The following is a 24,412-nucleotide window of genomic DNA, read 5'->3' on the forward strand; positions in this document are numbered from 1 at the left end:
GCACTAGTATTCCCAGGCAGAGCCTCGGAACAAGCACTAAAACAAAGGAGATTCTAAGATGAAGCGTTTTGTACTAGCAACTGTAGGAGCGATCGCATTTGTAGCGACTTTTCCTGTTCTATATCAAACCAATTATGGGTTGGAAACAGCCACAGCCCAAAACACGCAAACAAAGGGACAAGTGCAGTTGCGCTTGGATGCAGAAAAGAGAGTTGTTCAGCAAGTACAGGGTAAGCAAACTTTAAGTTGGGAACCTTTACAAGGGAAGGCTTTGGTAGAACCAGGAAATATCTTGCGCTATACGGTGACGGCTGATAACAACAGTAACAACAATGTCAAAAATCTTATCATCAATCAACCTATTCCCTTGGGAACCGTGTATGTACTGAATTCTGCTACTAGCACTGCTAATAATGAGACAAAAATTACTTACAGCATTGACGGGGGACGCAGTTTTGTAGAAAAGCCAAGCGTCAAAGTTACGCTTGCTGATGGCAAAACCGAAACAAAACCCGCACCCGTTACAATGTATACCCACATTCGCTGGAAATTTGGGTCATCCATTCCCACCAAGGGAAGTGTAAAGGGAATTTATCAAGTCAAAGTTCGTTGAGATAATTTTGGATTTTGGATGAAAACCAATGAGCGACGAGAAATGTACGGATGCGTCCCGGCGTATCTCTACAACTAATGACAGTTTGCAACACTATATAAATTCTCAGAAACACTGGTTGGGATGGTTCTCGATCGCAGTTCCAATCGCCTACTTATTCTGTACTCCTATATCTGCACTTGCCCAAGCAAGGAACCAAATCTCAGGTCCAAACCTTATTAACCAAGCTACATATACTTATACAGATTCTAATACTAACTTTCAATTTCAAGGTATTTCCAGCCAAATTGATATTAAACCAACTCAATTAATTGACCCCCAAGGGCGAATTTTAGGCTGTAGCGGACAGCCACTTTCTGATTACAACGGTTTTTCCGTTGGTTTGTACGAAACAAATCCCAACGATCCAACAGGAACAGAATTGGGAAGATTAGTTTCTCTGACTCCCACAGAATTACCCGATCTTCCCAACAATGGAATTGCCAGAGGGGTACAACCAAATACCACCAACAGCAATCCCTTTATACTTACGAATTCTTCCGAAGGACAATATAACTTTTTATTAGATCCCAGCAAGGGTCAAGTCACTCCGGGGAAAAGCTATATTTTAGTCGTCAATCCCCCACAAAATTCTATCTATTCCCAACGGCGCATCAAAATTTCCATTCTTGAGAGTGCTGATAGTACCCAAAATAACGTTGTTCGCTATCTTGCAACTTCCTTAGACGGTCAACCTATCAGTATCACGGGAGAAACCAGTTATCAAGGAACTGTGGTTTTGGTTCCTAACGCCGAACTTGTAGGGCTCAATTTATTTGCTTTTGAGTTTGATGTAGGAATGTGTCAAACACAACAAGTACAAATTATTAAAACAGGCGATCGCGCAACAGCAGAACCCGGAGATACAGTCATTTATCGCTTGTCTGTCAAGAACAAGAGCGATGCTGCCCTCAATAACTTGGTGCTTACCGATACCTTGCCCCTGGGATTTGCCTTTGTTTCCAAGTCGGTGCGAGGTGAGTTTGACGGTCAAGCAGTGACGGTGACAGTAGAAGGACAAGGCGCAACGGTTATCTTGCGAACTTCAGTTTCCATCCCTCCAGGTAAAGTGCTCAATATTGCCTATGCGGCTCAACTCTCACCCGATTCTGTACGCGGTTCGGGTCGAAATTCAGCCATCGTAAACGCCCAACGAGTTGATAACAATTTTGCGGTTAAAGACGGTCCTGCAACCCATCAATTAAAAGTAAGACCTGGAATCGTGTCTGACTGCGGCACTATTATAGGTCGAGTCTTTGTCGATAAAAACTTTGATGGCGAACAGCAAACAGGAGAACCAGGAATTCCCAATGCGGTTATTTTCCTAGAAGATGGCAACCGTATAACTACGGATATTAATGGTTTATTTTCTGTTGCGAATGTCCTACCGGGAAATCATACTGGAGTCCTAGACCTCAGCAGCCTTTCTGGTTACACCTTAGCCCCCAATCTTTACTTCCGCGAACGTAACAGCCAATCTCGCCTGGTGCGTTTAGAACCAGGTGGAATGGTACGAATGAATTTCGCAGTCACTCCAGCCTTCCATGAGGAGGTCAAAAAATGAAAAGACTGCGTTATGTAAATGTTCTCAATTTAAAATTAATGGGTGTTGTAGCAGGAGCAAGTCTTGTTTTCTGTCCTGTTATTGTTAAAGCACAAACTTCTCCTCCTCCTCCCCTCCCCCCCTCTCCCCCTCTCCCCCTCCCCTCCTCCCCCTTATCCTCAATCAAAATCCTCACGCCCACTCCCGATGCGGTCATAGATGTCCCGGCGACAACAATTGTTTTGCAGTTTTCTGTAGATGCGACGGTGGAACTGCGCGTGAATGGTGAGATAGTAGACCCTTCTTTGGTAGGTCGTACAGAAACCGATCCAACGACTAATTTGGTGACACAAACATGGTACGGTATTTCTTTAAAAGAAGGGCGAAATACCATCACCGCAACTGCTCTTGGTGCTCAAGACTCCACAGCAACAATAGAAGTACAAGTTAAGGGAGCGCCAACTCAGATAAAATTAGATACAGTAGAATCGCGGATTCCTGCGGATGGACGTTCCACGGCTACCATCCGGGGTCGATTGCTAGATGCCAATGGGAATCTCTCAAACCGCGATGCTGTTGTTACTCTAGTATCAACAGTTGGTGAGTTTATCGGTGCTGACAGTAAGCCCGACCAACCGGGATTTCAGGTACAAGCACGAGGAGGGGAATTTACAGCAAAGCTAAAATCGGGATTGAAGGCGCAGACAGTACAAATTGTTGCGAAAGCTGGGGAGTTAGAAGCATATACCCAGTTGCAATTTGAGACTGCGCTGCGTCCGAGTATTGCCACTGGGGTTGTGGATGTACGCTTGGGTGCAAGGGGTACGGATTATTACGGTAGGTTCCGCGACTTTCTACCTCCCGGTAAAGACAACAGCACTCAATTAAACGTCCGTTCTGCGGTGTTTGCAACTGGAGCAATCGGGGAATGGTTGTTTACTGGTGCTTATAATAGCGATCGCGCTCTCAATGAAGATTGTAACTGCGACAACCGTCTGTTTCGCTCCTATCAATTTAGCGAGCAAGCCTATCCAGTTTACGGTGATAGTTCTCAAGTTGAGGTCTTGACGCCTTCGATTGATAGCGTTTACGTGCGGTTGGAGCGATCGCCACGCATCCCCAAAGCCAGCCCCGACTATGCCATGTGGGGTGACTACAACACAGAGGAATTTGCGCGTTCTTCCCAGCAATTTACGGCGACAACACGTCAGCTTCACGGTTTTAAAGCAAATTACAACATAGGTAATCTTCAAGTTACGGGTTTTTACGGAAATAACGTTGAAGGATTCCAACGGGATACCCTACCGCCTGACGGAACTAGCGGTTATTACTTCTTGTCTAGAAGATTGCTCGTTCCAGGTAGCGAAAACGTCTTTATTGAGTTGGAAGAACTTAACCGTCCCGGTACTGTATTGGAACGCAAACAGCTTTCCAGAGGTCCCGACTACGAAATTGATTACGATCGAGGGACATTATTATTCCGCCAACCCGTCCTGCGTACAGATGTAGACAACACCGGACAAGTTCTTGTCCGCCGGATTGTTGCTACCTATCAATATGACAGCCAAAACAGCAAAAGCAACATCTATGCAGGTCGCTTGCAATATAACTTGTCTCGCGAAATCAATCGGGAAAGTTGGGTAGGAACAAGCTATATCCGGGAAAATCAGGGAAGTCGAAATTTTGAACTTTACGGCGCAGATGCACAAATTTCCCTGGGTAGTAAAGGCAAATTGATTGCAGAATACGCTCGTTCTAGCAACGATACAGATATTGCAAGCGAAGTCAGCGGTTCTGCAGCACGGGTGGAAGCTCAAGGACAAATTACCAGGGGTCTGTTTGGACGTGCTTATTATCGTTTTGCTGATGCGGGATTTGCCAACAACGCAACCACCAGCTTTGTTCCCGGTCAAACTCGGTATGGCGCACAACTGACAAGCCAGGTTTCTCAAAGTACCAATTTGCGGGTACAGTACGACCATGAAGATAACTTTGGGATTGCTCCTCAACCTCTAGATACTTTCGAGGAACTTTTCTCCCCAAGAACTGACGCCATTCCGGGGAGTAAAGTAGATAACTCCCTCACAACCATTTCTGCGGGGATTCAGCAAAGGATAGGTAAAGCAACTGTTGATATGGATTGGTTGCATCGCGATCGCAAAGACCGCATGGCTGCTGACAATCAGAATACCAAATCCGACCAGTTGCGATCGCGTCTGACTTTACCCCTAGCAAAAAACCTCACCTTCTTAGCCCAGAACGAACTGACTTTATCCTCAGACACGGATACTGTTTATCCAGACCGGACTATCTTGGGATTAAATTGGGCTGTCACTCCGGGAGTGAATGTCAGTTTAACCCAACAGTTTTACACTCGCGGTCAGTTTGAAGATAACTCCATTACAAACTTGAGTATTAATGGCGAACACAAACTGGGGAAAGATACTACTCTAACAGGACGTTACTCCATTTTAGGTGGCGCTAATGAAGTGACCATGCAAGGTGCGATCGGATTAAACCATCTCTGGACAATTTCCCCAGGATTGCGGTTGAACCTTGCTTACGAACACGTTTTTGGTGATTTCTTTGGTCGTAACGGAGCGGGAGTGCAGTACGCTCAACCCTTCGCAGTCGGTCAAAGTGCATCTGCATTGGGGCTGTTAAGCGGCGATAGCTACAGTGTCGGTTTGGAATATACTGACAATCCCAAATTCCAAGCAAGCGCCCGGTACGAACACCGCACCTCCTCTAGCGGTTCCAACACCGTCATTTCCGCCGCTGCTGCAGGTAAGCTTTCCCCCGCCCTGACAGCACTCCTGCGCTATCAACAAGCAAATTCTGCCAACCAAAAATTGGTAGGGTTGGGAGATACAGCCAATCTAAGACTTGGTTTAGCTTATCGCGACCCCAACAATGACAAGTTTAATGCTTTGTTGCGTTACGAATATCGTAAAAATCCATCAACAATTCCCGACTCCATTCTTTTAGGAAGCGGTACGGGAGCGGAAGACCATACCTTTGCAGCAGAAGCTATCTATGCACCCAACTGGAGATGGGAATTTTACGGAAAGTATGCTCTTCGCAACAGTACTTCTTACTTAGCGCAGGATTTGATTGGAACGACTACAACAAATCTAGCGCAGGTGCGGGCTACTTACCGTTTGGGCTATAGTATGGACTTGGTAGGAGAGACTCGTTGGATTCATCAAAACGGTTACACGGAAACGGGCTTTGTGATAGAAACAGGCTATTACCTGACCCCCAACCTGCGGTTGTCTGCAGGTTACGTATTTGGTAATATTGATGACCGCGATTTTTCTGGAACTCGAAGTGCAGGAGGTCCTTATTTGGGTTTAACTCTGAAGTTAAACGAACTCTTTGATGGATTTGGCTTGCAAAAAGTTCCACCTCCCCAAGACAAAGAATCTACGGTGCAAACAGTTGTTAACAAGCTGAAGCAAGCGAAAGCGGGAACAATGCAAACCGTTGCGGACAAGCTGAAGAAAGCAAAGGCGGAAATGGTGGGGAGAAAAATATGAAGAAATTATCGCTTTTATTTTCATTTTCATTATTGTATGCCTTGTGCTCTGGGATACAACCAGCCCAAGCCGAAGGTTCCAAAGACTTAATCTCCGGAGGCGGACACAGACCTTATTTGGAATGGTCCCCAAATTTATCAACTGCAAATATTAAGCGTATCACCTTGCTGAAAGTTTACGTTCGAGCTGGGGAGACTGTTAACCTGGGTTCTAGCGTGTATGAAAGCGATCCATCGTTTAACGGTCAAGATATTGTCTATCGCAGCCCTTCGGGAGGACAAAACGGATCTTGTGATGTACTCAGTACGGGTTTTGGCTTTATAGATACGTTAGCAAAAGAGCAAGCAGGACCGTTACCAAACACGGGAGGTTATACTCCATGTAGCTTTAAAGCTACGGAAACAGGAGTGTATGAAGTCGAGTTTCATGCACCAGGGTTGGGAGACAGTCAAAAAAATCCTCCGTCCAAAGCAACAAACGCGAATTTTCCCACAGATGCAACTCAAGTATCATCTGTCGCTGCTTGGGATATCACAGTGAGAGATTCTTCAGGAAACGCGCAACTAGGGCGAGTTTTTACCAATTACCTTGCTTTTAACCTTGGGACAACTGGTTTGTCTCTCAACTCTGACTTCTTCATTCAAACAAAAGATGGCTACCTCTACCGAACTGCAATGAATGGGGTAGATCCGTTTGGCTTTATTTTCTTTGCAAACAGTCGTGGGTATATTGACCGCACGGATAGCAGTACGCTTTATCGTTCTGCACGCGCCGCTCAAAACAACAACACTCTAGACCCCTTTTTAGGAAACGTACAAGTACAGCGCCCGGATGTACCTGATACCCCAACTGATATTACTCATTTAGTCTTTATCAATAAACCTGACACGCTCGCTCTTGGAGCGCTTGGTATTCCTATTTCACCATTAATCCCTCCAAAACCAGCTAACTTTAAATTTACTGGTAAGAATGGAGCGAGTGGAAATCAAACTTTTGTTGGGGCGGGAGGTCACTTTAGCTTTGATTCGAGTATTTCGGGGAGTTACGATATTATTATTGATACGAATAATGACAATATTTATGACCCCAGTGTAGATAGGGTTTTACAGAACGTATCTCTTTCCGGTAGAAATGTTGTCCCCTGGGATGGTAAGGATGCACAAGGGAACAACTTGCTTCCCCTTCCTCAAAATGCTCCCTATCATGCCAGAATTAGGCTGCGTGCGGGAGAGTACCACTTCCCCATGTTAGATGCTGAAAACAACCCTAGCGGATTTGTCATTGAAATGACGAATGCTCCCGGTCCGTTTCCGCCTGGAATTAATAAATTTACGGTTTATTATAATGATGACGACTATAAAACTAAAAATGGAACTGCCATTGACTTGAGCAGTCCTGGAAACCCAACCAATCCCCGAAATGCTGCTGTTGGGATTGATAGCACCTCAGGACAACACGAGTTTAGTGGGAATTACGGAGACTTTAAAGGAATAGATACTTGGACTTACTACCCCGGCGAAGCCGTGCTTGCGGATATAATTATTACAGATACAAATCAGGCAAACGTACAGGGTACAAAATCTGTACGCTTTTTAACTGACACGGATGCAAGTGGAACTGTTACGGTGGGCGATCGCATCCAATATACTATTACTTATTCTAATCTCGATCCGGGTAAGAGCAACGCGACGAATTTTGTCATTAGTGACTCATTACCAGCGCAGTTAACTTTTGTAAGTGCAGAAATCACATCCAAAACATCTGGTAACAATATTACTCTGAACTCTGCTTACAATGGCTCTGGTGCTTTAACAAATTCCGGGACTCTGCGTGTTGGGGATACTATTACCATCACCGTGACGGCTACAATTAACAACCATAACAACGGAACTCCCATCAGCAACCAAGCAAGTGCTAATTTTAATACCCCTGATAGTACCGCAACAACTGGAACTGTCTTCACTGATGCGAACTCTGCAGGAGGTACATCGAGTACACCCACAATTGGCAATTCATTTCTGCAAAAATCAGACGATGGTGTCGAAACAGGTAATGACCCTACTAAAACAGGTGATGACGATCCAACCCTATTGACTGTTGTTTCTACTCCTAACAAACCAAATATATTATTGGTTAAAAGAATTACAGCTATTAATGGTTCAACCACTTCCAACGGAGGAGATAACTTAGGAGGTTATATTAATGAGGCGGCTAATCCTTACGATGACAATGACATAGAACCGAATCTCGCTCCCAAACCCCCTCAGTATCCTACCGCCGATACGAATGCATGGCCTAACCCCAGTAGTTTCCTTCTCGGTGGTATCAATGGTGGGAATGTGAGTCCCAATAATGAATTGGAATATACTATATATTTCCTCTCAGCAGGTAGTTCCCCAGCTCCAAACGTTTTGCTGTGCGATCGCGTTCCCGATAATACAACCTTCATCCCCACTGCTTTTAACAGCGTGTCTTCAGCACCTGGTGGTGTTTCTGGCGCAGATCGCGGTATTTTACTTTACCAAAATAACTCGGCAGTTTCTCTGACAGATGTTCAAGATGGTGATGTCGGTCAATACTTTCCACCAGGAGTAGACCCCAAAACCGTGTATCCTAAGATTGAGTGTGGGGGTGCCAATACAAACGGTGCGATCGTCGTTAACTTGGGCAATTTACCCAATGCAACAGGTCCCGGTACACCTCCGAGTTCTTTTGGCTATATCCGCTTTAGAGGAAAAGTTAAATAATCTTGCCTGCTATTACTATTAGACTTGGAGATTCTTCTAAATCCACACCACGTGCTACAAATCGGAAATCTCCAACAAACCTAGTTTAGGTCTGTTTTACCCCACTAAAAACGGAGTCTTGTTGTACCATCACTCTCATCCTTTTGGATGAATCTATCGGGTGAAGCGCTATTCTCATTTCTGTTTGTAGTATCATTGTAGTCCAGTCCTGCTAGGTATGACAACTCATGACAGCAAAATTTGAATACAGCCAAGTCGGTCAAGAGGACGCTCAAAAACTAGAAAATATCATCGCACAGTGTTTTATCAGCCTTCGGGAAGACATTGATTTTTACTTCAATTGCATCGGCTTAGAAAACTTTCGTCTCATTCGTCGCGATCTCCAGATTGCAGGTGGGCTTGCAACAATCCCCATGAGTCAGTGGTGGGGTAATTCTCGCGTCCCTATGGTAGGACTTGCTGCTGTAGGTATTGCGCCAGAACATCGCGGAGATGGATCTGCGATCGCGTTATTGGAGCATACCCTAAAAGAATGCCAGACGAACGGAGTCCCAATCTCATGTCTTTATCCTGCAACTCAGCGTCTTTATCGCAAAGCAGGTTACGAACAGGGAGGGTTCTTTTGTTCTTGGGAAATACTGACCCAGAGTATTCAAATCAAAGAACAGCCCCTTCCCCTCCTAGAAGTTTCCCCAGAAGAAAAAGCATTTTATAACCTTTACCAACAGAAAGCACAATTCAACAACGGGTACCTCGACAGACATCAAGCCATATGGAAACAAATTATTAAACCTGACAATAACGAAACTGTTTACGCCTATCTCATTGGTACGGTAGAGCAACCACAAGGTTACATCATCTTCAGCCAGCACCAAGATCGGGATAGCTCTTTTATCAGAATCAGAGATTGGGTCGTTCTTACACCTGTAGCAGGACAAACTGTTTGGAGTTTTCTTGCCAATCATCGCTCTCAAATTCAGTCTGTATGCTGGAAAGGGTCTGCAATTGACTCCCTCACGTTATTGTTACCAGAACAAACAGCTCGGCAAAAAGCTACCTCGCGTTGGATGTTACGGATAGTAGATGTTGCAAAAGCGCTAGAGAAACGCGGTTATTTCAGTACAACTCAAGCAGAACTGCACCTAGAGATTAAAGATAACCTGCTTCCAGAAAACAATGGTAAATTTATCCTGTCTGTTGCCAACGGACGCGGTGAAGTCAGAAGCGGTGGAAAAGGAGAGATGAAGCTAGATATTAGAGGATTAGCACCCCTGTACACGGGCTTGTACGCACCCTACCAATTGCAGCTAGCAGGATATCTAGATGCAACAGAAACAGCCTTATTAACAGCAACTCAAATTTTTGCTGGTGCATCCCCAAGTATGTCTGATTTCTTCTAACAACTAACAACTAACCACAATGCATACTACCACTGGTCGCTGGCGTTTAGGACTAGCATTATCACTGCTGACCGTTCTCTTGTGGGGAATTTTACCTATTGCCTTAGCGATCGCTCTACAAGTTCTTGATGTTTATACTGTCATTTGGTTTCGCTTTTTAGTATCTTTTGTGGTGTTAGCTATTTATTTGGGAGGACGGTGGAAGTTACCCAATCTGTCTCATTTGCGTTCCACTTCTTGGATACTATTAGCGATCGCAATTTTTTTCCTAGCTGGAAATTACCTTTTCTTCATGCAGGGGTTAGCACTTACTTCACCAGCTAATGCTGAAGTGATTATTCAGCTAGCACCTTTACTTATGGGTATTGGAGGTTTAATTCTTTTTAAAGAAAGGTATACATTACTTCAGTGGATTGGTATCAGTCTTCTAACTGTAGGGCTAGTCTTATTTTTTCACGAACAATTGAATAACTTAATTACATCTCAGGGAAAATACCTTGTAGGTAGCGGTTTCGTTGTTGTAGGAGCCATAACTTGGTCAATTTATGCCCTAGCACAAAAACAATTGCTACAATCTTTATCCTCTCCCAGTATCATGCTTGTGATTTACGGAGGATGTACTTTGTGTTTCACTCCATTTGCCAATCCAAAAACAATTTTTACACTGGGTTTTTGGCATTTTGCCATTCTCCTTTTTTGTGCCTTCAATACTCTAATAGCCTACGGTGCTTTTGCTGAATCTTTAGAACATTGGGAAGCCTCACGTGTCAGTGCCGTTTTAGCTTTAGCTCCCGTTGTAACATTAATTGCTGTTTGGTTTGTATCAGTTCTATCACCAAAATTGATAGCACCAGAATCTTTGACCCTAGTGGGAATCATAGGAGCGGTTTTAGTTGTGTTAGGTTCAGTTACAATTGCTCTAGGGAAATCTACGAAAACGTAAGCATTTATCAACAATTGTTGCTCGGTAAATGGCGATCGCTTATCAAAAAAGTATGTTATTTTTTATTTGTTAAAAGGCATGGATAGCGATCGCTCACCTACTTTTTAACTCAAATCAAGTAATTATACTTATGTCTGTGACTGGTTATCGGTCACAGTAAACAAAGATTACCCCCTGTAGATACTAGTCATTAGTAACTCATTCCTGTTAAGTTTGTTATTTTGAGGCACATCAAACTCACCAGCACTTCCAGGGTGACTTAGCTACCAGATAACACCGCCTCGTTAAACATCACCTCCTTGCACAATTAAATCGATGAACAACTTATTTGGTCATTGGACTAGCGCCCTGAGAAAGAATTCCTTAACGCTAGTTCTATCTGCTTTGCTGCCAACATTTGGATTGAGCAATTCTGCCTTTGCTGCGGAGCGAATTTATGCATCGTATTCAGCTTTTGAACGTTCCATTTCCATACAGGCATTAGAAGACTATGCCAAAACAGGTGTCATTAACGATGATTTGGATGTTTACAAGCAATATCTCAAAAAAGGGCAAATCCAGCAGTTGCGGCGAGCGTTACTGACTCCCATCAAAGTGAGCCATGTCGCGATTTCCCAATTTCTCTATACTTCACAAGGAGAATTTTTACTGAACCGTTTGGGAGAAGTCATTAAAACGGAATCTCGCCAACAAAAACCAAGCTTACACGCTTTACGTTCGGCGCTGATTCTAGCGGCGGCGGAGCCAGAAGGTTTAACGTTGTTAAATATATTGCGTAAATATCCCAGCCGTAGTATGTATATTGACTTAGCACGTACTATGAGCATGGGATCGGAGTTAGAAAAACTTGTCAATGAAACCAAACGTGCTGTAGCCGCAGTTGAAGAAAAGTCAAGTATAGAAGCAACTTCCAGTAAATTACCGTTTAACCTTCTTTCGCTCAAGCAAGATTTAAGAAGAAAAGGACAATACAGAGCGCAAAAACAAACCCTGAAATTTTTCGACGCTACCCGCAACCGATTTTTGCTAACCGATATTTACCTTCCTAACGCTCAAGGTCGAGTTCCTGTTATTGTTGTTTCTCACGGTTTGGGTTCTGACAGTAGTAACTTTGCCTATGTAGCAACTTACCTTGCTTCTTATGGCTTTGCTGTTGTTGTTCCAAATCATCCCGGTAGCGATACCAAGCAATTGCGATCGCTTCTTAATGGCAAAACAAATGAGGTAGCACCACCAGATGAATTTCAGAACCGACCTCTAGATATTAAGTATGTATTAGATCAACTCGAAGACCGGAATAAATTTGACTCTCGTTATAAAGGTCGGCTCAATCTGCAACAAGTAGGAGTTTTTGGTCACTCTTTTGGCGGCTACACGGCTTTAGCCCTTGCAGGTGCAAAGATTAACTTCGAGCAACTTGCAAAAGATTGTCGAGAAAATGCCATTAAAGATACTTGGAATTTATCCCTACTCCTTCAGTGTAATGCACTGGAAGCGCGAGGTAGCGAACGCAAAGTTTATGATTTTCGAGACAAAAGAGTCAAAGCCGTAATGGCAGTCAATCCAATTACCAGCAGTATTTTTGGAGAAACAGGGTTAAGCCAAATTCAAACTCCCGTTTTGATTGCTGCTAGTAGTGATGATACCATCGCTCCAGCTTTATACGAACAAATATTACCTTTTTCTTGGATTGACAACTCACAAAAGTACTTAGCAGTTATTTCAAAAACCAGCCATTTTTCAGCAATTGGAGAAGGGCAAGGAAGTGCAAATCAATTCGCATTACCCTCAGAACTTGTTGGAGAAGATCCAAGTCTTGCACGCCGATATTTAAACATTTTGAGTTTGCCATTCTTTGCAACTTATGTTGCAGAAATGCCTCAATATAATACTTTTCTTAATGCTGCTTATGTCAAAGCAATATCTGGTAAGTCGGTTAGTTTAAGTCTTGTACAATCTTTGACCACAAATGAATTAGCACGAGGGTTTAAGAAGTAACTTGAACTTCGCTAGTGGTTCATCGCATTAATTTTGATAGGCTGCTACCTCGTTCCCAGGCTCCGCCTGAGAATGCCTTACAGGAGACTCCGCTTCCAGTGGAGCGCGAGGCAGAGCCTTGCCAACTTCGTTCCCTGGTAGAACCAGGGAACGAGAGTGAGTAGTGCGTTCAGTTATCCAGCAAAATTAATGAGACGCTTCTGGGTTAGTATCTGTTTTATATATAGCCAATTTCTGTCGCTGTAGTCTGCTATCTTGTAATTCCTCATAAATGGTTGACTACTTGCGTCTAAACACTGGTGGTAAGAATAAGTCTGCTAGGAGATAAATGTTTCGAGTCAGCAATATGGCATCTATCAATTCAAAAGTTGCGTCCTTGGCTCTACCTAAATACTTGTAGGCTACTTGATGAAACTCTTCAAGTCGGGCACGTTGTATAGCGATCGCTCTAATTCATATCTCTATTCTGCAACGCCAAATTTCAATGCAGATCTTATTTTACCTGTTCCCATACCCCAACTTGAGATGGCTTTGCTATCTTCTCGTATCATGCCAAAATTGCTCGTCACATGATGTTATCCTATTTCCATTATCGTACCGTATATGCTGTGCTGTTTGCTAAACCCTTTACAGCAAGTTTTTCAAGGCTTAACGGCAAAATTCACAATACTTATTTGCTGAAAAAGATAGTAATGAAATAAAAATAATTTAATATTTTCTTTAGAAAATTGGCTGGAATTGTTTTCATCAATACTTTTATAAAATCAGAAAAAGTAAACTTATTTTAAAAAAACTTGCTCGATCCAGCAAGTATCTGTATTTTAAAGGATAACTTTATACTCACAAGTTTATGAATTTGGCATTTACACTTCTTTTTAAAAATGAGGAAATAACATTAACATAAAATCTTAATAAATTAAAATTTTATGTTAACAAAGTTTTGAAATATCCATGATAGGATTGTGGATAAATTTTCTACTTCAAACATAGAAGCAACAATTAAAGCTTCATATCCTCAAGAACATTAAGTTGGCACAGCAACAAATAAAGCAATTAGAACTACAAGAAATAAAAATATGACTGGTACTAGCACAGAACGTTTGAAAAAATTTACAATCTTGCACTCAAATGATATGCACGGAGACTTTCTGGCAGAAGCCAAAGGTGAAGAAGGTAAGTTGATTGGTGGTTTATCACTGCTTTCAGGATATATCAATCAAGTACGCCAAGAAGAGAAAAATGTGCTTTATGTAATTTCTGGCGATATGCTCCAGGGTTCTATGATCGATACCGAATTCAAAGGTCTATCAACCATAGAAATTATGAATTACTTGGCTCCAAATGCCGTTACCTTAGGGAACCACGAGTTAGATTATGGCTTCCCACATTTGCTATTTCTAGAAAAGATGGCAAATTTTCCTATAGTCAATGCTAATCTATATATTAAAAAATACAGTAAAAGATTGATGAATCCATACATCATCCTCAATGTTGATGGATTCGATATCATGTTTATTGGTATTGTAACGGAAGAAGTTCTTAAAGCATTAAAACTAGACACAAGTATTAGTACATTTGTAGGTTTAGAGGATGCAGCCTCAGAAATAGGTAAGATTTGCAATACTTACAAAAATGAAGATATTGACCTGACAGTTCTGTTAACACACATTGGTTTTGAAGAGGACAAAAAACTAGCGGCAATGCTGGACCCATCATGGGGTGTAGATATTATCATTGGCGGACACTCTCATACTCTTTTAGACCAGCCAGCCCAAGTTAATAATATTTTGATTACACAAGCAGCAGTTGGTACAGACCAGATTGGGCGTTTTGATATTGTGGTAGATGATGATACTAACAGTATTGTGGAATGGAAGTGGCAACTAATTCCAATCAACAATGAAGTTGCACCACGAGATGTTGATTTAGAAAACTTTATTGCGACTTATCAAGAAGCGGTAGATCGCAAATATAATCGAGTCATTGGTCGTTTAACACGGAAACTAACGCATCCAACTCGTGAAGCGGAAACTGAATTGGGTAACTTAATCACAGATATTTTTGCCCAAATAGATACGCTGGATGTTGTGTTCATTGGCAGTGCTTCTATCCGAGGTACAGAGTTAGGCCCTCTTGTGACTTTGGGCGATCTGAAAAAAGTTTATCCTTACGATGGTGCATTATATAAGTTTCGATTGACTGGGGCAAATTTACTTAAAATATTTAACTATGTTCTCAGACCAGAAAATAGAATGCCTGATGAAAGCAATTGTTTTCAAATTAGTCAAGGTGTTCGGGTAGTTTACAGCGATGCTGAGAAGAAAGTAGTATCTTTGTTAATTAATGGCAACCTGGTTCAGGAAGACAAAGAATACAGCATTTGCCTTGAGGAATATCATTATAAAAATTCTGTCATGAGTCTGAACATGACAGCGGAAGAACTAGGTAGCTCAAAAGCGATCGCAACCTCTGTTCAAAGTGTTCTGGAAGAATATCTGAGTTCACATCAGTTGCTTGACGCTCATATTGAAGGGCGCTGGACTTTTCAATAAAAAATAGCCTATTAATATAACATTAGTAGAGGCGCAAAAATTTCGCGCCTCTACTAATGAAGATTGATATAATGTTTGGCAAATTGCTCATAGTTTTACACGTCTTGGCAACATTTAAGCTAATTGCTAAAAAAATTGTTTTTAATCCTGTGAGAAACATTTTATCCATGCATCTGCTGAGTTTATCATCATTTAAACCAATCCGAGAGGATTGCTATAATAAATCGCATTAAAACAAATAAAAACTATAAAATTAACCGTGCAAGGCTTTCTCAATCTCAACAAACCCTTTGGCTGGACATCCCACGATTGTGTAGCAAAGACACGAAAACTGTTACGTCTCAAACGGGTAGGACACGCTGGAACACTAGATCCGGCTGCAACAGGGGTGCTACCTATGGCATTGGGTAAAGCAACTCGTTTATTACAATATCTTCCTGGGGAAAAAGCATATAAAGCCACAATTCGCTTGGGTGTGCAGACTACAACGGATGACTTGCAGGGCGATATTGTTACCTCTCAACCTTGCTGGGACTTACGTCTGGAAAAAGTTAAACCTTTGCTGCAACAATTTCTAGGCAAAATAGAACAAATTCCACCCATGTACAGCGCTATTCAAGTTCAAGGAAAACGCCTGTACGATTTAGCACGCAAAGGCGAAACTGTGGAAGTACCCATTCGGATAGTCGAAATTTTCCATCTGGAAATTTTGGATTGGCGGGAAGGAGAATTTCCAGAATTAGATGTTGCCATTCATTGTGGTGCTGGTACTTATATTCGGTCAATAGCCCGAGATTTGGGAACCGCTTTACAAACTGGTGGAACTCTTGCGGCTTTGGAACGTACTGCAAGTAGTGGGTTTCACTTGGCAGAGAGTGTGACTTTAAGCGATTTGGAAGTACAACTGCAAGCAGAAACTTTTAAACCTATACCCTTCGATACACCATTACAGCATCTTGCATCCGTTACTCTACCTGCAATTTTTGCTCAAAAATGGTGTCAGGGCCAGCGCGTAAGTGTTATTCAAGAAATTTTGGGAATTGTACGAGTTTATCATGAAGATGGACGCTTTTTGGGAATTGGTCAAGTGCAAGATTCTCCTGACAATCCATTGCTCGTTCCAGAAATGGTCTTAGAAGCAATTTAATTCTGTTTTGGTAACATAGAGTATTTTCTAGACTAAACTTAAAAACGTACACATATGGATTTTAATTTAGAGCAGTTTGCCAGCGATAATTCCTCCGGTATTTGCCCGGAAGCATTGGAATACACGATTAAGGCAAACCAGGGTAGCGCTCCTGCCTATGGAAATGATATATGGACTCAAAAAGCCACAGACGGTTTTCGAGAGTTGTTTGAAATTGATTGTGAGATATTTTTTGTTTTTAATGGCACTGCTGCTAATTCACTATCATTGGCTTCGTTATGTCAGTCTTACCATAGTGTTATTTGCCACGAAACTGCACATATTGAAACTGATGAATGTGGTGCTCCTGAATTTGCTTCTAATGGCTCTAAATTATTACTGGCAAAAGGACCAAATGGTAAGTTAACCCCAGATGCAATAGAGGCAATTATCAAGAAGAGAACTGACATACACTATCCCAAACCAAAAGTGATTAGTCTGACTCAAGCAACAGAATTAGGCACGCTCTATTCTACGAATGAGTTGCTTGCTATTAAATCTATTGCCAAACAGTACAATTTAAAAATTCATATGGATGGAGCCCGATTTGCTAATGCAGTGGTTTCAATCAATAAAAGCCCCGCCGAATTAACATGGAAAAGTGGGGTAGACGTTTTGTGTTTTTGCGGCACAAAGAACGGTATGGCAATGGGAGAAGCAATTATTTTTTTTAATAAAACTTTAGCAGAAGATTTTGCGTATCGTTGCAAACAAGCAGGCCAACTTGCATCAAAAATGCGTTTTATTGCTGCACCTTGGCTCGGTTTATTAGAAACAGGTGCTTGGCTCAAGAATGCCCGTCATGCCAACCAATGTGCTGAATATTTAGAAAACAAATTGTTACAAATAGAAGGCGTTGAAATGATGTTTCCTAGGGAAGCTAATAGTGTTTTTGTCAAATTACCCGAACACGCGATCGCACAACTACGAGCTAAGAACTGGCAGTTTTACACTTTTATTGGTGTTGGAGGAGTGCGGTTTATGTGTTCTTGGAATACAACTCAAGCAAGAATGGATGAATTAATTGGCGATATTCAAGAAGCGATTGGAAGGATATAGCAATCCTGTTTGAGATCCGAACAAAGGGGACAAGGGAAACAAGGAACAAGTGTTTGTAATTCATTTACGATTGCTACAGGAGGATAAAAATATTATTCTTTAGAAGCTTCTTCAGCCCTCGTTCCCAAGCTCTACCTGGGAATGAATTCATTGGAGGCGTAGCCTCCTGTATCAGCCACGCGAGAAACTAGAGAACGAGAGAGAATGTGGATTGATTTTATACCTTGTAGAGCGTTGATACTTCTTGTGACCGAACTAGCTAAGATCGTGATTGGATAGCTTAAGGTGAAGAGGATGAACGAAATAACGCGCCGCGAATTTATTATCACTGCGTCTCTAGCGACGGGTTTTGCTCTCGCAGTGCAACCCATTTCTGCCAAAGTTATCACCACTAATGCCAAAGGGTTGGTTGCGGGCGAGGTGAAAATTCCGGTAAAAGATGGAACAGTTCCTGCTTACAGAGCAATGCCTGCTACCGGTCAAAATTTCCCAATTGTTTTAGTTGTTCAGGAAATTTTTGGCGTACACGAGCACATTCAGGATGTTTGCCGTCGTTTTGCTAAATTGGGGTATTTGGCAATTGCACCTGAATTGTTTGTGCGTCAGGGGGATGTCTCAAAGTTAAGCAACATAGATGAAATTCGTAAGATAGTTGTTAAAGTGCCAGATGCTCAAGTGATGTCCGATCTTGATGCTGCGGTGGAGTGGGCTGTAAAATCTGCTAAAGGCAATGCCGAAAAATTAGGAATTACGGGTTTTTGCTGGGGAGGTCGTATTACCTGGCTGTATGCCGTACACAATTCTAAAGTTAAAGCTGGTGTGGCGTGGTACGGGCGGTTAGTAGGCGAGGCGAGCGAATTAATGCCAAAACACCCTGTTGATGTTGCATCAACTTTGAAAGTCCCCGTACTCGGACTCTATGGCGGCGAAGATACGGGTATTCCTGTTGCTACAGTGGATCAGATGCGCGAGCAACTGAAATCTAGCGACAGCAAATCAGAAATTGTTGTTTACCCCAATGCACCACACGCCTTTTTTGCCGATTATCGTCCTTCCTACCGCGAGAGAGAGGCAAAAGATGGATGGCAACGCCTTCAAGCATGGTTTAAGAAACATGGAGTATAACTGTACCAGCTTGTAAATATTACAAATCTAGCAAATTCTCAATAGACTCCAGTTGGCGATCGCATACCTGCTGCAAATTTCTGAGATACTGTAACATTTTACTCCCTGTTACTTCATTAACATGAATTTCTGCTCCTAGCTCTTGGTTCATTGATTTGAGATCGGCAATAGGACCCTGTAACTCAATAGCAACGGTACGCAAAAAATTATCTTTGAGTTGATTGAGTTTTTGTAATTTATCAAGCTGCTCTCGTGCAGCTTGATAAAGTCTCGCCTGACGGATAGCAATCGCACATTGATTGGTTACCTGTAGAACTAATTGAACTTCGAGTTCATCGAAACTTTTGTTTTCTGGTTTGAACAACCACAAACTCCCTAAAAAGTTTTGAACATCGAAAATAGGGCAAGCTAAAATCGTGTATTTATAATATTCCTGTAAGCTTGAACCAGGGTAACACAAACACAATTGAACGCTTAAGCCCTGAAGCAATTGTTGGTGTATTTCTGGCAGTCGAACTAATTCTATAATGCTATCCTTATCTAAAGGATTTGAAGTAGACTTAATAAATTCATGACCGAGGGTACAAGTTTTTAATTCACAATTATTAATAGCAGAATAGCACAGTTCCAGTTCTAGACCAACTCCTAATTCCTTAACGGACACTTGCCAAATTTGTTCCTCATCAAGGCTACTGCGTATTTCATCGGTCGTCTGTTTGAGCCTTTCTTCAAACTCTAGCGCTCGTTGAAGTTGAGATGTTCTTTCTACAACTTGTTCTTCAACAATACTATTTATCTGTTGCAATCTTACTTCTATTTGTTTGCGTTTTTGGACTTCTTCTTGTAGTTCTTCATTCTTCGCGAGTAATTGCTGCGCCTGGTGATGAATAGTAAATTGATTTTTAACACGTGCCAAAACTTCCAACTCTTGAAAAGGTTTGGTAATATAGTCTATGCCTCCATTTTCAAACGCTTTAATTTTATCTGTTATTTGGTCTAAAGCACTAATAAAAATAATAGGAATATTAGCGGTTTTTTTGTTAGATTTTAATTGCTGGCAAACTTGATAACCATTTAAATCTGGCATATTAATATCTAGTAAAATTAGTTCCGGGGGTTCTATCTGGGCTGATTGAAGCGCCATTTTTCCACTGATAGTTTTTCTAACCTTAAACCCATGTTCTTCTAAAATTTTAGAGAGCAGGCGTAAGTTATCTGGCGTATCATCAACTAGCAAAATATGACCCGAATTATTTTGAGACTTTATCATATATTTGATTTACTATTATACAAACTTCCTGAATGAAATTATTTTGAATATTTTTTAATCTACAATCTAGATTTTTGAGTTGGATGCAGTTAATTCTTGAAAAGAAAAATTCTTTCAATTTCTATTAAAGCTAACTTAAATATAAAATCTCACATTTGTTCTTTATAAAGATACCGTAGTCTTATGTAAAACTTTAGCCAATTGTAACAGTTAGCTGGAAAATAAAGAAAAGATTTTTATTGGTACTAGCGAGAGACTTGCTGTCAGGACTGTAGGTAGAGCTATGGTGCATAAAAGCCTGATTTGGGGAGCTTCGATCGCCTAGCCCTGTCAAGGTGGATAAAAACTTAGGAAATCAATAGTTTTTTCGCCTCTTACCTACATCTATTTAATAATTTTTAAACCGCACGGACACTGAGGACGCAAAGAGAAAGAAAATCAATATAGAATTGCTACATACCTGCTCATTTATCTTGTGGTACGGGTATTCTCCCTCCAGTCACTGGTATTTATTTCCAAGGTGATGGAATAGCAATCACTGACATAATTTTAGCGATCTGTAACTTAATTGCTACCCTACCACAATGGGGACAAGTGACCCGGATTTCTTCCTGTTGTGGTTCTCGTTGATGCTGAATCAAGACCCCTTCTTTGCAGTACCAACACTCGCAAATAACACGCCCTTCCGGTTTCTCAACATCTAATAGACGGATGTGTTGCCCAAAAACAGGTTCTGGTTCTGGCTCATCAAACTCCGGTCGTTCGGATCGCGGGCGCGGGCGAGGTGGAGTAAAACTTTCTGATTCTTGTTTTGGTTTGGGTCGCGGACGCGGATAGATAGAATCTTCCTGGCTCATAAAAAACTTGCCTGACTCTGGTCATTAAATTTTTAATCCTTGTTGATATTAACAAGGATTATTAGAAATCTTAAATTCTTCATAAAAAATGCACCCTATTGCACCAGAATGCACTCGCAATTAATCTTCTAGATACTGAGCTACCACAGTTAAATCTTCCATAGCTCGATTCAAACGTTCGAGCAGTACCTCATAAACGTCCGGCTCGGCATCGACAATTTCTAATTTTTTCCTTAAATATAGTTCTAAGGCTTCTATCCACAGTAATGCTTCTACGCTGTAGATTGCTTTCAGTAATCCCATATTGGTTAGAACAGCTAGCTGAAATCCTATCTGATCTTGTTCGGTGTTACCCAAGTACCCATTTCTAAATTCTAATTTTTCTGGAACGTAATGTTCGTATTGTTCGCTAGTGATACCACCAGGTATTAGTTGTGGTTGTGGAAGGGGGGGTTGAGAGTCAGTCATAATTTCAGACCTTGAAGACTATAGAACTCATGTTATTTAAATCTCACGTAAAGGCGCGAAGACGCAAAGCTTTTTTGAAGTCTTTGCGTCTTTACGTGAAGTTCATATTCTTTATACAACAGAGCTATTATGTCAAGAAAGATTTTCCGCAATTCTACGATATAAGTCTTAGCAGTTTTTTGTCATTATATATACTATGATAGAATATTCCATAATTTATGGCAAATTTCCTGTCAACCAGTAGGTCATCATTACTCCTTTGCCTTTGATAAAAATTTCGCCCCGTTGTTCAAACTTAAATTCTTCCTTAAGAGACTCATAAGTTGCAGCACTAACCTGAATTTTTCCAGGTAATCCGTTTGACTCCATACGCGAAGCGACATTAACTGTATCTCCCCATAAATCATAGCTAAACTTGCTTATTCCAATGACTCCAGCAACTACAGGACCTATGTTCATCCCAATTCGTAACTGCAGTCCTTGTTTTTCTTGAGCGTTGAATTGCGCTAGAGACGCTTGCATATCAAGTGCCATTTGCGCTGTTTTCCGCACGCGATCGGGATTTGGTGTTGGTAAACCTCCAACCACCATATAAGCATCACCTATGGTTTTAATTTTTTCCAAACCATGTTTTGCTGCTAATTGGTCAAACTTAGAAAAAATTTTATTCAAAAATTCTACCAATTCAGCAGGAGTTTTTTGACAGGATAACTGCGTAAAACCTACTATATCGGCAAAGAGGACGCTAACTTCCTGAAATTGATCGGCAATCAATGTTTCTCCAGCTTGAAGGCGTTCTGCAATTTGCTGCGGTAAAATATTGAGAAGAAGCTCTTCACTCTGTGCTTTTTGAAACTTTAGAGCTTCTTGTGCCAATTTGCGTTCGGTAATTTCGGAAACCATTCCTTCGTAATAGAGTAACTTTCCTGTTGAGTCCCGAACAGCACGTGCTGATTCAGAAATCCAAATTGTTTTGCCATCCTTACGGTGGATTAATGACTCAAATCCAGAGACAGTTTCGTTCTCTTCGAGTGCAGCAGCAAATTTTTGTCGGTGTTGGGGATCGAGATATATTTGTTTGTCAATATCACTTATACTTTGAAATAATTCTTCTGGAGAAGAGTAACCGTACATTTTTGCGAGTGCTGAGTTAACACTTAAATATTTTCCTTCTGGAGTTAGCTGATAAATTCCAACAATGGCATTTTCAAAAATACTGTAATAGCGTTCTTTTGACATTCTCAGGGATACTTCTGCCCGTTTGCGATCGCTAATCTCAGTTTGAAGGTGTCGATTTTGCTGATAGAGTAGCTTAGTTTGTTGTTGCAGTATCTTGATGAGAAAACGTTGAGTGAGTTGATTGTTTATTCTTATTAAAACTTCTTCTACCTGAAAGGGTTTGGTAATATAATCTACTCCACCGACTTCAAAGGCTTTAGCTTTGTCTAAGCCTTCATTGAGAGCACTGATAAAAATAACAGGAATATCGCGTGTTTTGGGATTAGCTTTAAGTTGCTGGCAAATTTCGTAACCATTGATGGAAGGCATGAGAATATCAAGAAGAATTAAATCGGGTTCAATGGATTGAGCAATGTCAAGCACGGAATGACCGTTGACAATAGCTCGAGCATTATAGCCATTTTCTCGCAAGATATTGACTAGCAAACGTAAGTTAGCAGGTATATCGTCTACTACCAAAATTTCTATTTTTAAGTTGTTTGGTGTTACTTTCATTCGCTTTCCCTAAAAACATACCACTTTCTTCAATAAAGTAATGTCATGTTTTTTCCTATGCCTTTAAGTACAGCCAGTCTTTTTTATACATTTTGCTCAATAAGTCCGAACGAGTCGAGCTACGGTAGGATTTTTAATTAGTATGCCCTAAAAAAGTGTAGAGACGCGCTATGGCACGTCTTTACATATCTAAAAATTTTGCTGAAAAAAACTGAGTTGTATTAACATTTGCCTTCCCATATCAAAAGTTGTCTGGAAGCAGCCACAAAACAGTTCAGATGCTTGGGTGGATAAAGAAAATGGTCGTATGCTAATGACATCTGTCGCGCCGCTTCACGATATGGTACTCTACCAATTCCCGTACCCAAACCCGGACAAGCAATACTGTGAATCTTGTCCTGAGCATATTGGTTGTGGTGTCGAACAGACAAAAGCATAGCCCACATGGCTACGTAAGGAATATCAGTTCCAACAACAGACATGGGAACTCGCATTGTAGGTGTGTGAGCGAGAAACGGGTGCAATCGATGACCTGTTTCTACAATCATTGATGTTCCCACTGGCTGTTCGCCCAAATAATCTGTAAGTATGCGTTGCTGGACTCTTTCCATTAAAGAACTACCAAAAAAGTTGATAATGGCAGCATCGATCCCGCCATCCATCATGCCAAAAGAGTTACCAGGACTAACCAAACAATCAAAATCTGCCAACCACTCAAAGTAATCATTAACTATTTCAACATTAGGAAAATAATAAAAATGTTCTTGAAATGCTGCTGCTAATAATGGATCGGGCGCTACTAATATCAGTTTCAAGCTTGATTCCTCCGCTTGAATACCTATTGTAGTCAGAGGAATTGTTTTTCAGCAACTTATACCAAATCCGATTTTCCAACCCCTTTTAGCTCAACGATGTTCGTAATCGTGGCTATACAAACGAAGTCCCTCCCGCTTTTTTTACGAACTCGTACCAAACCCAGTAAACTGGCGTAAAGGCACGTGAAACGCCAGAATAATATCCTGTTTTGGAACGCCCATTTCAACTAACCGATTCGCAATTCCTTCTTCCGTACCATCATGCTGAATCCAGATTTTTCCATCTTTGATATCAAGATGCAAAACACAGCCAAAATGACGTTTACTTCCACGCCAACCAACATAGAGTAGTTGATAATGATCCTGTTCGGAATCGAAAAGAGTCTGCACTTCATACTCATCAGCATTAGGAAGTATTGAAGCTCGTCCTCGTCCTTCGGAAAGAAGATGTCGAATGTATTGCCGATATTGCTCTACAGCCATCTATCTATAACCTCCCTTTCCACATCATAAACTACCAATTG

18 protein-coding genes are annotated in these 24,412 nt (G+C 41.4%); 12 read left to right on the top strand and 6 right to left on the bottom strand.

What is annotated here, in order from left to right:
• Nucleotides 1–58: 58 nt before the first annotated feature.
• The 12 genes from AB0756_RS12560 to AB0756_RS12615 all read left to right on the top strand — a co-directional run bounded on the left by AB0756_RS12560 (nucleotide 59) and on the right by AB0756_RS12615 (nucleotide 18,744).
• Nucleotides 59–613 (top strand): DUF11 domain-containing protein, encoded by a 555-nt coding sequence (locus AB0756_RS12560; RefSeq protein ID WP_038084733.1) that lies wholly within the window; start codon nucleotides 59–61, stop codon nucleotides 611–613.
• A gap of 28 nt (nucleotides 614–641) precedes the next feature.
• Nucleotides 642–2,216: an isopeptide-forming domain-containing fimbrial protein gene (locus tag AB0756_RS12565; RefSeq protein WP_050045432.1), complete on the top strand. Its 1,575-nt coding sequence runs from the start codon at nucleotides 642–644 to the stop codon at nucleotides 2,214–2,216.
• Nucleotides 2,213–5,734, top strand: a complete 3,522-nt coding sequence (locus tag AB0756_RS12570) for an Ig-like domain-containing protein (protein WP_050045433.1) — start codon at nucleotides 2,213–2,215, stop codon at nucleotides 5,732–5,734. The genes AB0756_RS12565 and AB0756_RS12570 overlap by 4 nt, the downstream gene beginning before the upstream one ends.
• Nucleotides 5,731–8,481, top strand: a complete 2,751-nt coding sequence (locus AB0756_RS12575) for a DUF11 domain-containing protein (protein ID WP_038077572.1) — start codon at nucleotides 5,731–5,733, stop codon at nucleotides 8,479–8,481. The genes AB0756_RS12570 and AB0756_RS12575 overlap by 4 nt, the downstream gene beginning before the upstream one ends.
• 227 nt (nucleotides 8,482–8,708) lie before the next feature.
• The gene (locus AB0756_RS12580) at nucleotides 8,709–9,881 is read left to right on the top strand and encodes a GNAT family N-acetyltransferase (protein ID WP_038077574.1); all 1,173 of its coding nucleotides are present in this window, start codon (nucleotides 8,709–8,711) and stop codon (nucleotides 9,879–9,881) included.
• Nucleotides 9,882–9,900: 19 nt separating this feature from the next.
• Nucleotides 9,901–10,824 carry a DMT family transporter gene (locus AB0756_RS12585; protein WP_038077577.1) on the top strand — a complete coding sequence of 308 codons (924 nt, stop codon included), beginning with the start codon at nucleotides 9,901–9,903 and terminating at the stop codon, nucleotides 10,822–10,824.
• Nucleotides 10,825–11,139: 315 nt separating this feature from the next.
• Nucleotides 11,140–12,822 (top strand): alpha/beta hydrolase, encoded by a 1,683-nt coding sequence (locus tag AB0756_RS12590; RefSeq protein ID WP_038077580.1) that lies wholly within the window; start codon nucleotides 11,140–11,142, stop codon nucleotides 12,820–12,822.
• Between the two features lie 408 nt (nucleotides 12,823–13,230).
• A complete protein-coding gene (locus tag AB0756_RS12595; protein WP_167844589.1) occupies nucleotides 13,231–13,395 on the top strand; it encodes a hypothetical protein in 165 nt (54 codons plus the stop codon).
• Nucleotides 13,396–13,898: 503 nt separating this feature from the next.
• On the top strand, nucleotides 13,899–15,374 hold the full coding sequence (locus AB0756_RS12600) for a bifunctional metallophosphatase/5'-nucleotidase (RefSeq protein WP_038077582.1): 1,476 nt from the start codon (nucleotides 13,899–13,901) through the stop codon (nucleotides 15,372–15,374).
• A 259-nt stretch (nucleotides 15,375–15,633) separates the two neighbouring features.
• Nucleotides 15,634–16,521, top strand: a complete 888-nt coding sequence (truB, locus tag AB0756_RS12605) for a tRNA pseudouridine(55) synthase TruB (protein WP_038077584.1) — start codon at nucleotides 15,634–15,636, stop codon at nucleotides 16,519–16,521.
• Nucleotides 16,522–16,575: 54 nt separating this feature from the next.
• Nucleotides 16,576–17,619: a threonine aldolase family protein gene (locus AB0756_RS12610; protein ID WP_038077586.1), complete on the top strand. Its 1,044-nt coding sequence runs from the start codon at nucleotides 16,576–16,578 to the stop codon at nucleotides 17,617–17,619.
• Nucleotides 17,620–17,913: 294 nt separating this feature from the next.
• Nucleotides 17,914–18,744, top strand: a complete 831-nt coding sequence (locus AB0756_RS12615; protein WP_038077588.1) for a dienelactone hydrolase family protein — start codon at nucleotides 17,914–17,916, stop codon at nucleotides 18,742–18,744.
• A 19-nt stretch (nucleotides 18,745–18,763) separates the two neighbouring features.
• Here AB0756_RS12615 and AB0756_RS12620 read toward each other — a convergent pair whose 3' ends face one another.
• From AB0756_RS12620 to AB0756_RS12645, 6 genes are all read right to left on the bottom strand, one after another.
• Nucleotides 18,764–20,014 carry a response regulator gene (locus tag AB0756_RS12620; protein WP_082051636.1) on the bottom strand — a complete coding sequence of 417 codons (1,251 nt, stop codon included), beginning with the start codon at nucleotides 20,012–20,014 and terminating at the stop codon, nucleotides 18,764–18,766.
• A gap of 509 nt (nucleotides 20,015–20,523) precedes the next feature.
• Entirely contained in the window at nucleotides 20,524–20,871 is a 348-nt protein-coding gene (locus AB0756_RS12625) for a hypothetical protein (RefSeq protein ID WP_050045435.1), read from the bottom strand.
• Between the two features lie 120 nt (nucleotides 20,872–20,991).
• Entirely contained in the window at nucleotides 20,992–21,339 is a 348-nt protein-coding gene (locus AB0756_RS12630) for a hypothetical protein (protein WP_038077591.1), read from the bottom strand.
• A gap of 216 nt (nucleotides 21,340–21,555) precedes the next feature.
• Nucleotides 21,556–23,073: an adenylate/guanylate cyclase domain-containing protein gene (locus AB0756_RS12635; protein ID WP_038077594.1), complete on the bottom strand. Its 1,518-nt coding sequence runs from the start codon at nucleotides 23,071–23,073 to the stop codon at nucleotides 21,556–21,558.
• A 221-nt stretch (nucleotides 23,074–23,294) separates the two neighbouring features.
• Nucleotides 23,295–23,888 (bottom strand): macro domain-containing protein, encoded by a 594-nt coding sequence (locus tag AB0756_RS12640; RefSeq protein ID WP_038077596.1) that lies wholly within the window; start codon nucleotides 23,886–23,888, stop codon nucleotides 23,295–23,297.
• 141 nt (nucleotides 23,889–24,029) lie between these two features.
• Nucleotides 24,030–24,371, bottom strand: coding sequence for a XisI protein (locus tag AB0756_RS12645; protein WP_038077599.1), 342 nt, complete (start codon nucleotides 24,369–24,371; stop codon nucleotides 24,030–24,032).
• Nucleotides 24,372–24,412: the final 41 nt, after the last annotated feature.

Source organism: Tolypothrix campylonemoides VB511288_2, from assembly GCF_045999855.1.
GTDB lineage: Bacteria > Cyanobacteriota > Cyanobacteriia > Cyanobacteriales > Nostocaceae > Scytonema > Scytonema bouteillei_A.

Excerpts from the sequence above, each read along its gene's own strand:
- AB0756_RS12560 (WP_038084733.1), top strand. The coding sequence starts at position 59 with ATGAAGCGTTTTGTACTAGCAACTGTAGGAGCGATCGCATTTGTAGCG.
- AB0756_RS12620 (WP_082051636.1), bottom strand. The coding sequence starts at position 20,014 with ATGATAAAGTCTCAAAATAATTCGGGTCATATTTTGCTAGTTGATGAT.
- AB0756_RS12635 (WP_038077594.1), bottom strand. The coding sequence starts at position 23,073 with ATGAAAGTAACACCAAACAACTTAAAAATAGAAATTTTGGTAGTAGAC.
- AB0756_RS12565 (WP_050045432.1), top strand. The coding sequence starts at position 642 with ATGAGCGACGAGAAATGTACGGATGCGTCCCGGCGTATCTCTACAACT.
- AB0756_RS12575 (WP_038077572.1), top strand. The coding sequence starts at position 5,731 with ATGAAGAAATTATCGCTTTTATTTTCATTTTCATTATTGTATGCCTTG.
- AB0756_RS12600 (WP_038077582.1), top strand. The coding sequence starts at position 13,899 with ATGACTGGTACTAGCACAGAACGTTTGAAAAAATTTACAATCTTGCAC.
- AB0756_RS12630 (WP_038077591.1), bottom strand. The coding sequence starts at position 21,339 with ATGACTGACTCTCAACCCCCCCTTCCACAACCACAACTAATACCTGGT.
- AB0756_RS12595 (WP_167844589.1), top strand. The coding sequence starts at position 13,231 with ATGAAACTCTTCAAGTCGGGCACGTTGTATAGCGATCGCTCTAATTCA.
- AB0756_RS12610 (WP_038077586.1), top strand. The coding sequence starts at position 16,576 with ATGGATTTTAATTTAGAGCAGTTTGCCAGCGATAATTCCTCCGGTATT.
- AB0756_RS12625 (WP_050045435.1), bottom strand. The coding sequence starts at position 20,871 with ATGAGCCAGGAAGATTCTATCTATCCGCGTCCGCGACCCAAACCAAAA.
- AB0756_RS12615 (WP_038077588.1), top strand. The coding sequence starts at position 17,914 with ATGAACGAAATAACGCGCCGCGAATTTATTATCACTGCGTCTCTAGCG.
- AB0756_RS12645 (WP_038077599.1), bottom strand. The coding sequence starts at position 24,371 with ATGGCTGTAGAGCAATATCGGCAATACATTCGACATCTTCTTTCCGAA.
- AB0756_RS12585 (WP_038077577.1), top strand. The coding sequence starts at position 9,901 with ATGCATACTACCACTGGTCGCTGGCGTTTAGGACTAGCATTATCACTG.
- AB0756_RS12590 (WP_038077580.1), top strand. The coding sequence starts at position 11,140 with ATGAACAACTTATTTGGTCATTGGACTAGCGCCCTGAGAAAGAATTCC.
- AB0756_RS12580 (WP_038077574.1), top strand. The coding sequence starts at position 8,709 with ATGACAGCAAAATTTGAATACAGCCAAGTCGGTCAAGAGGACGCTCAA.
- AB0756_RS12570 (WP_050045433.1), top strand. The coding sequence starts at position 2,213 with ATGAAAAGACTGCGTTATGTAAATGTTCTCAATTTAAAATTAATGGGT.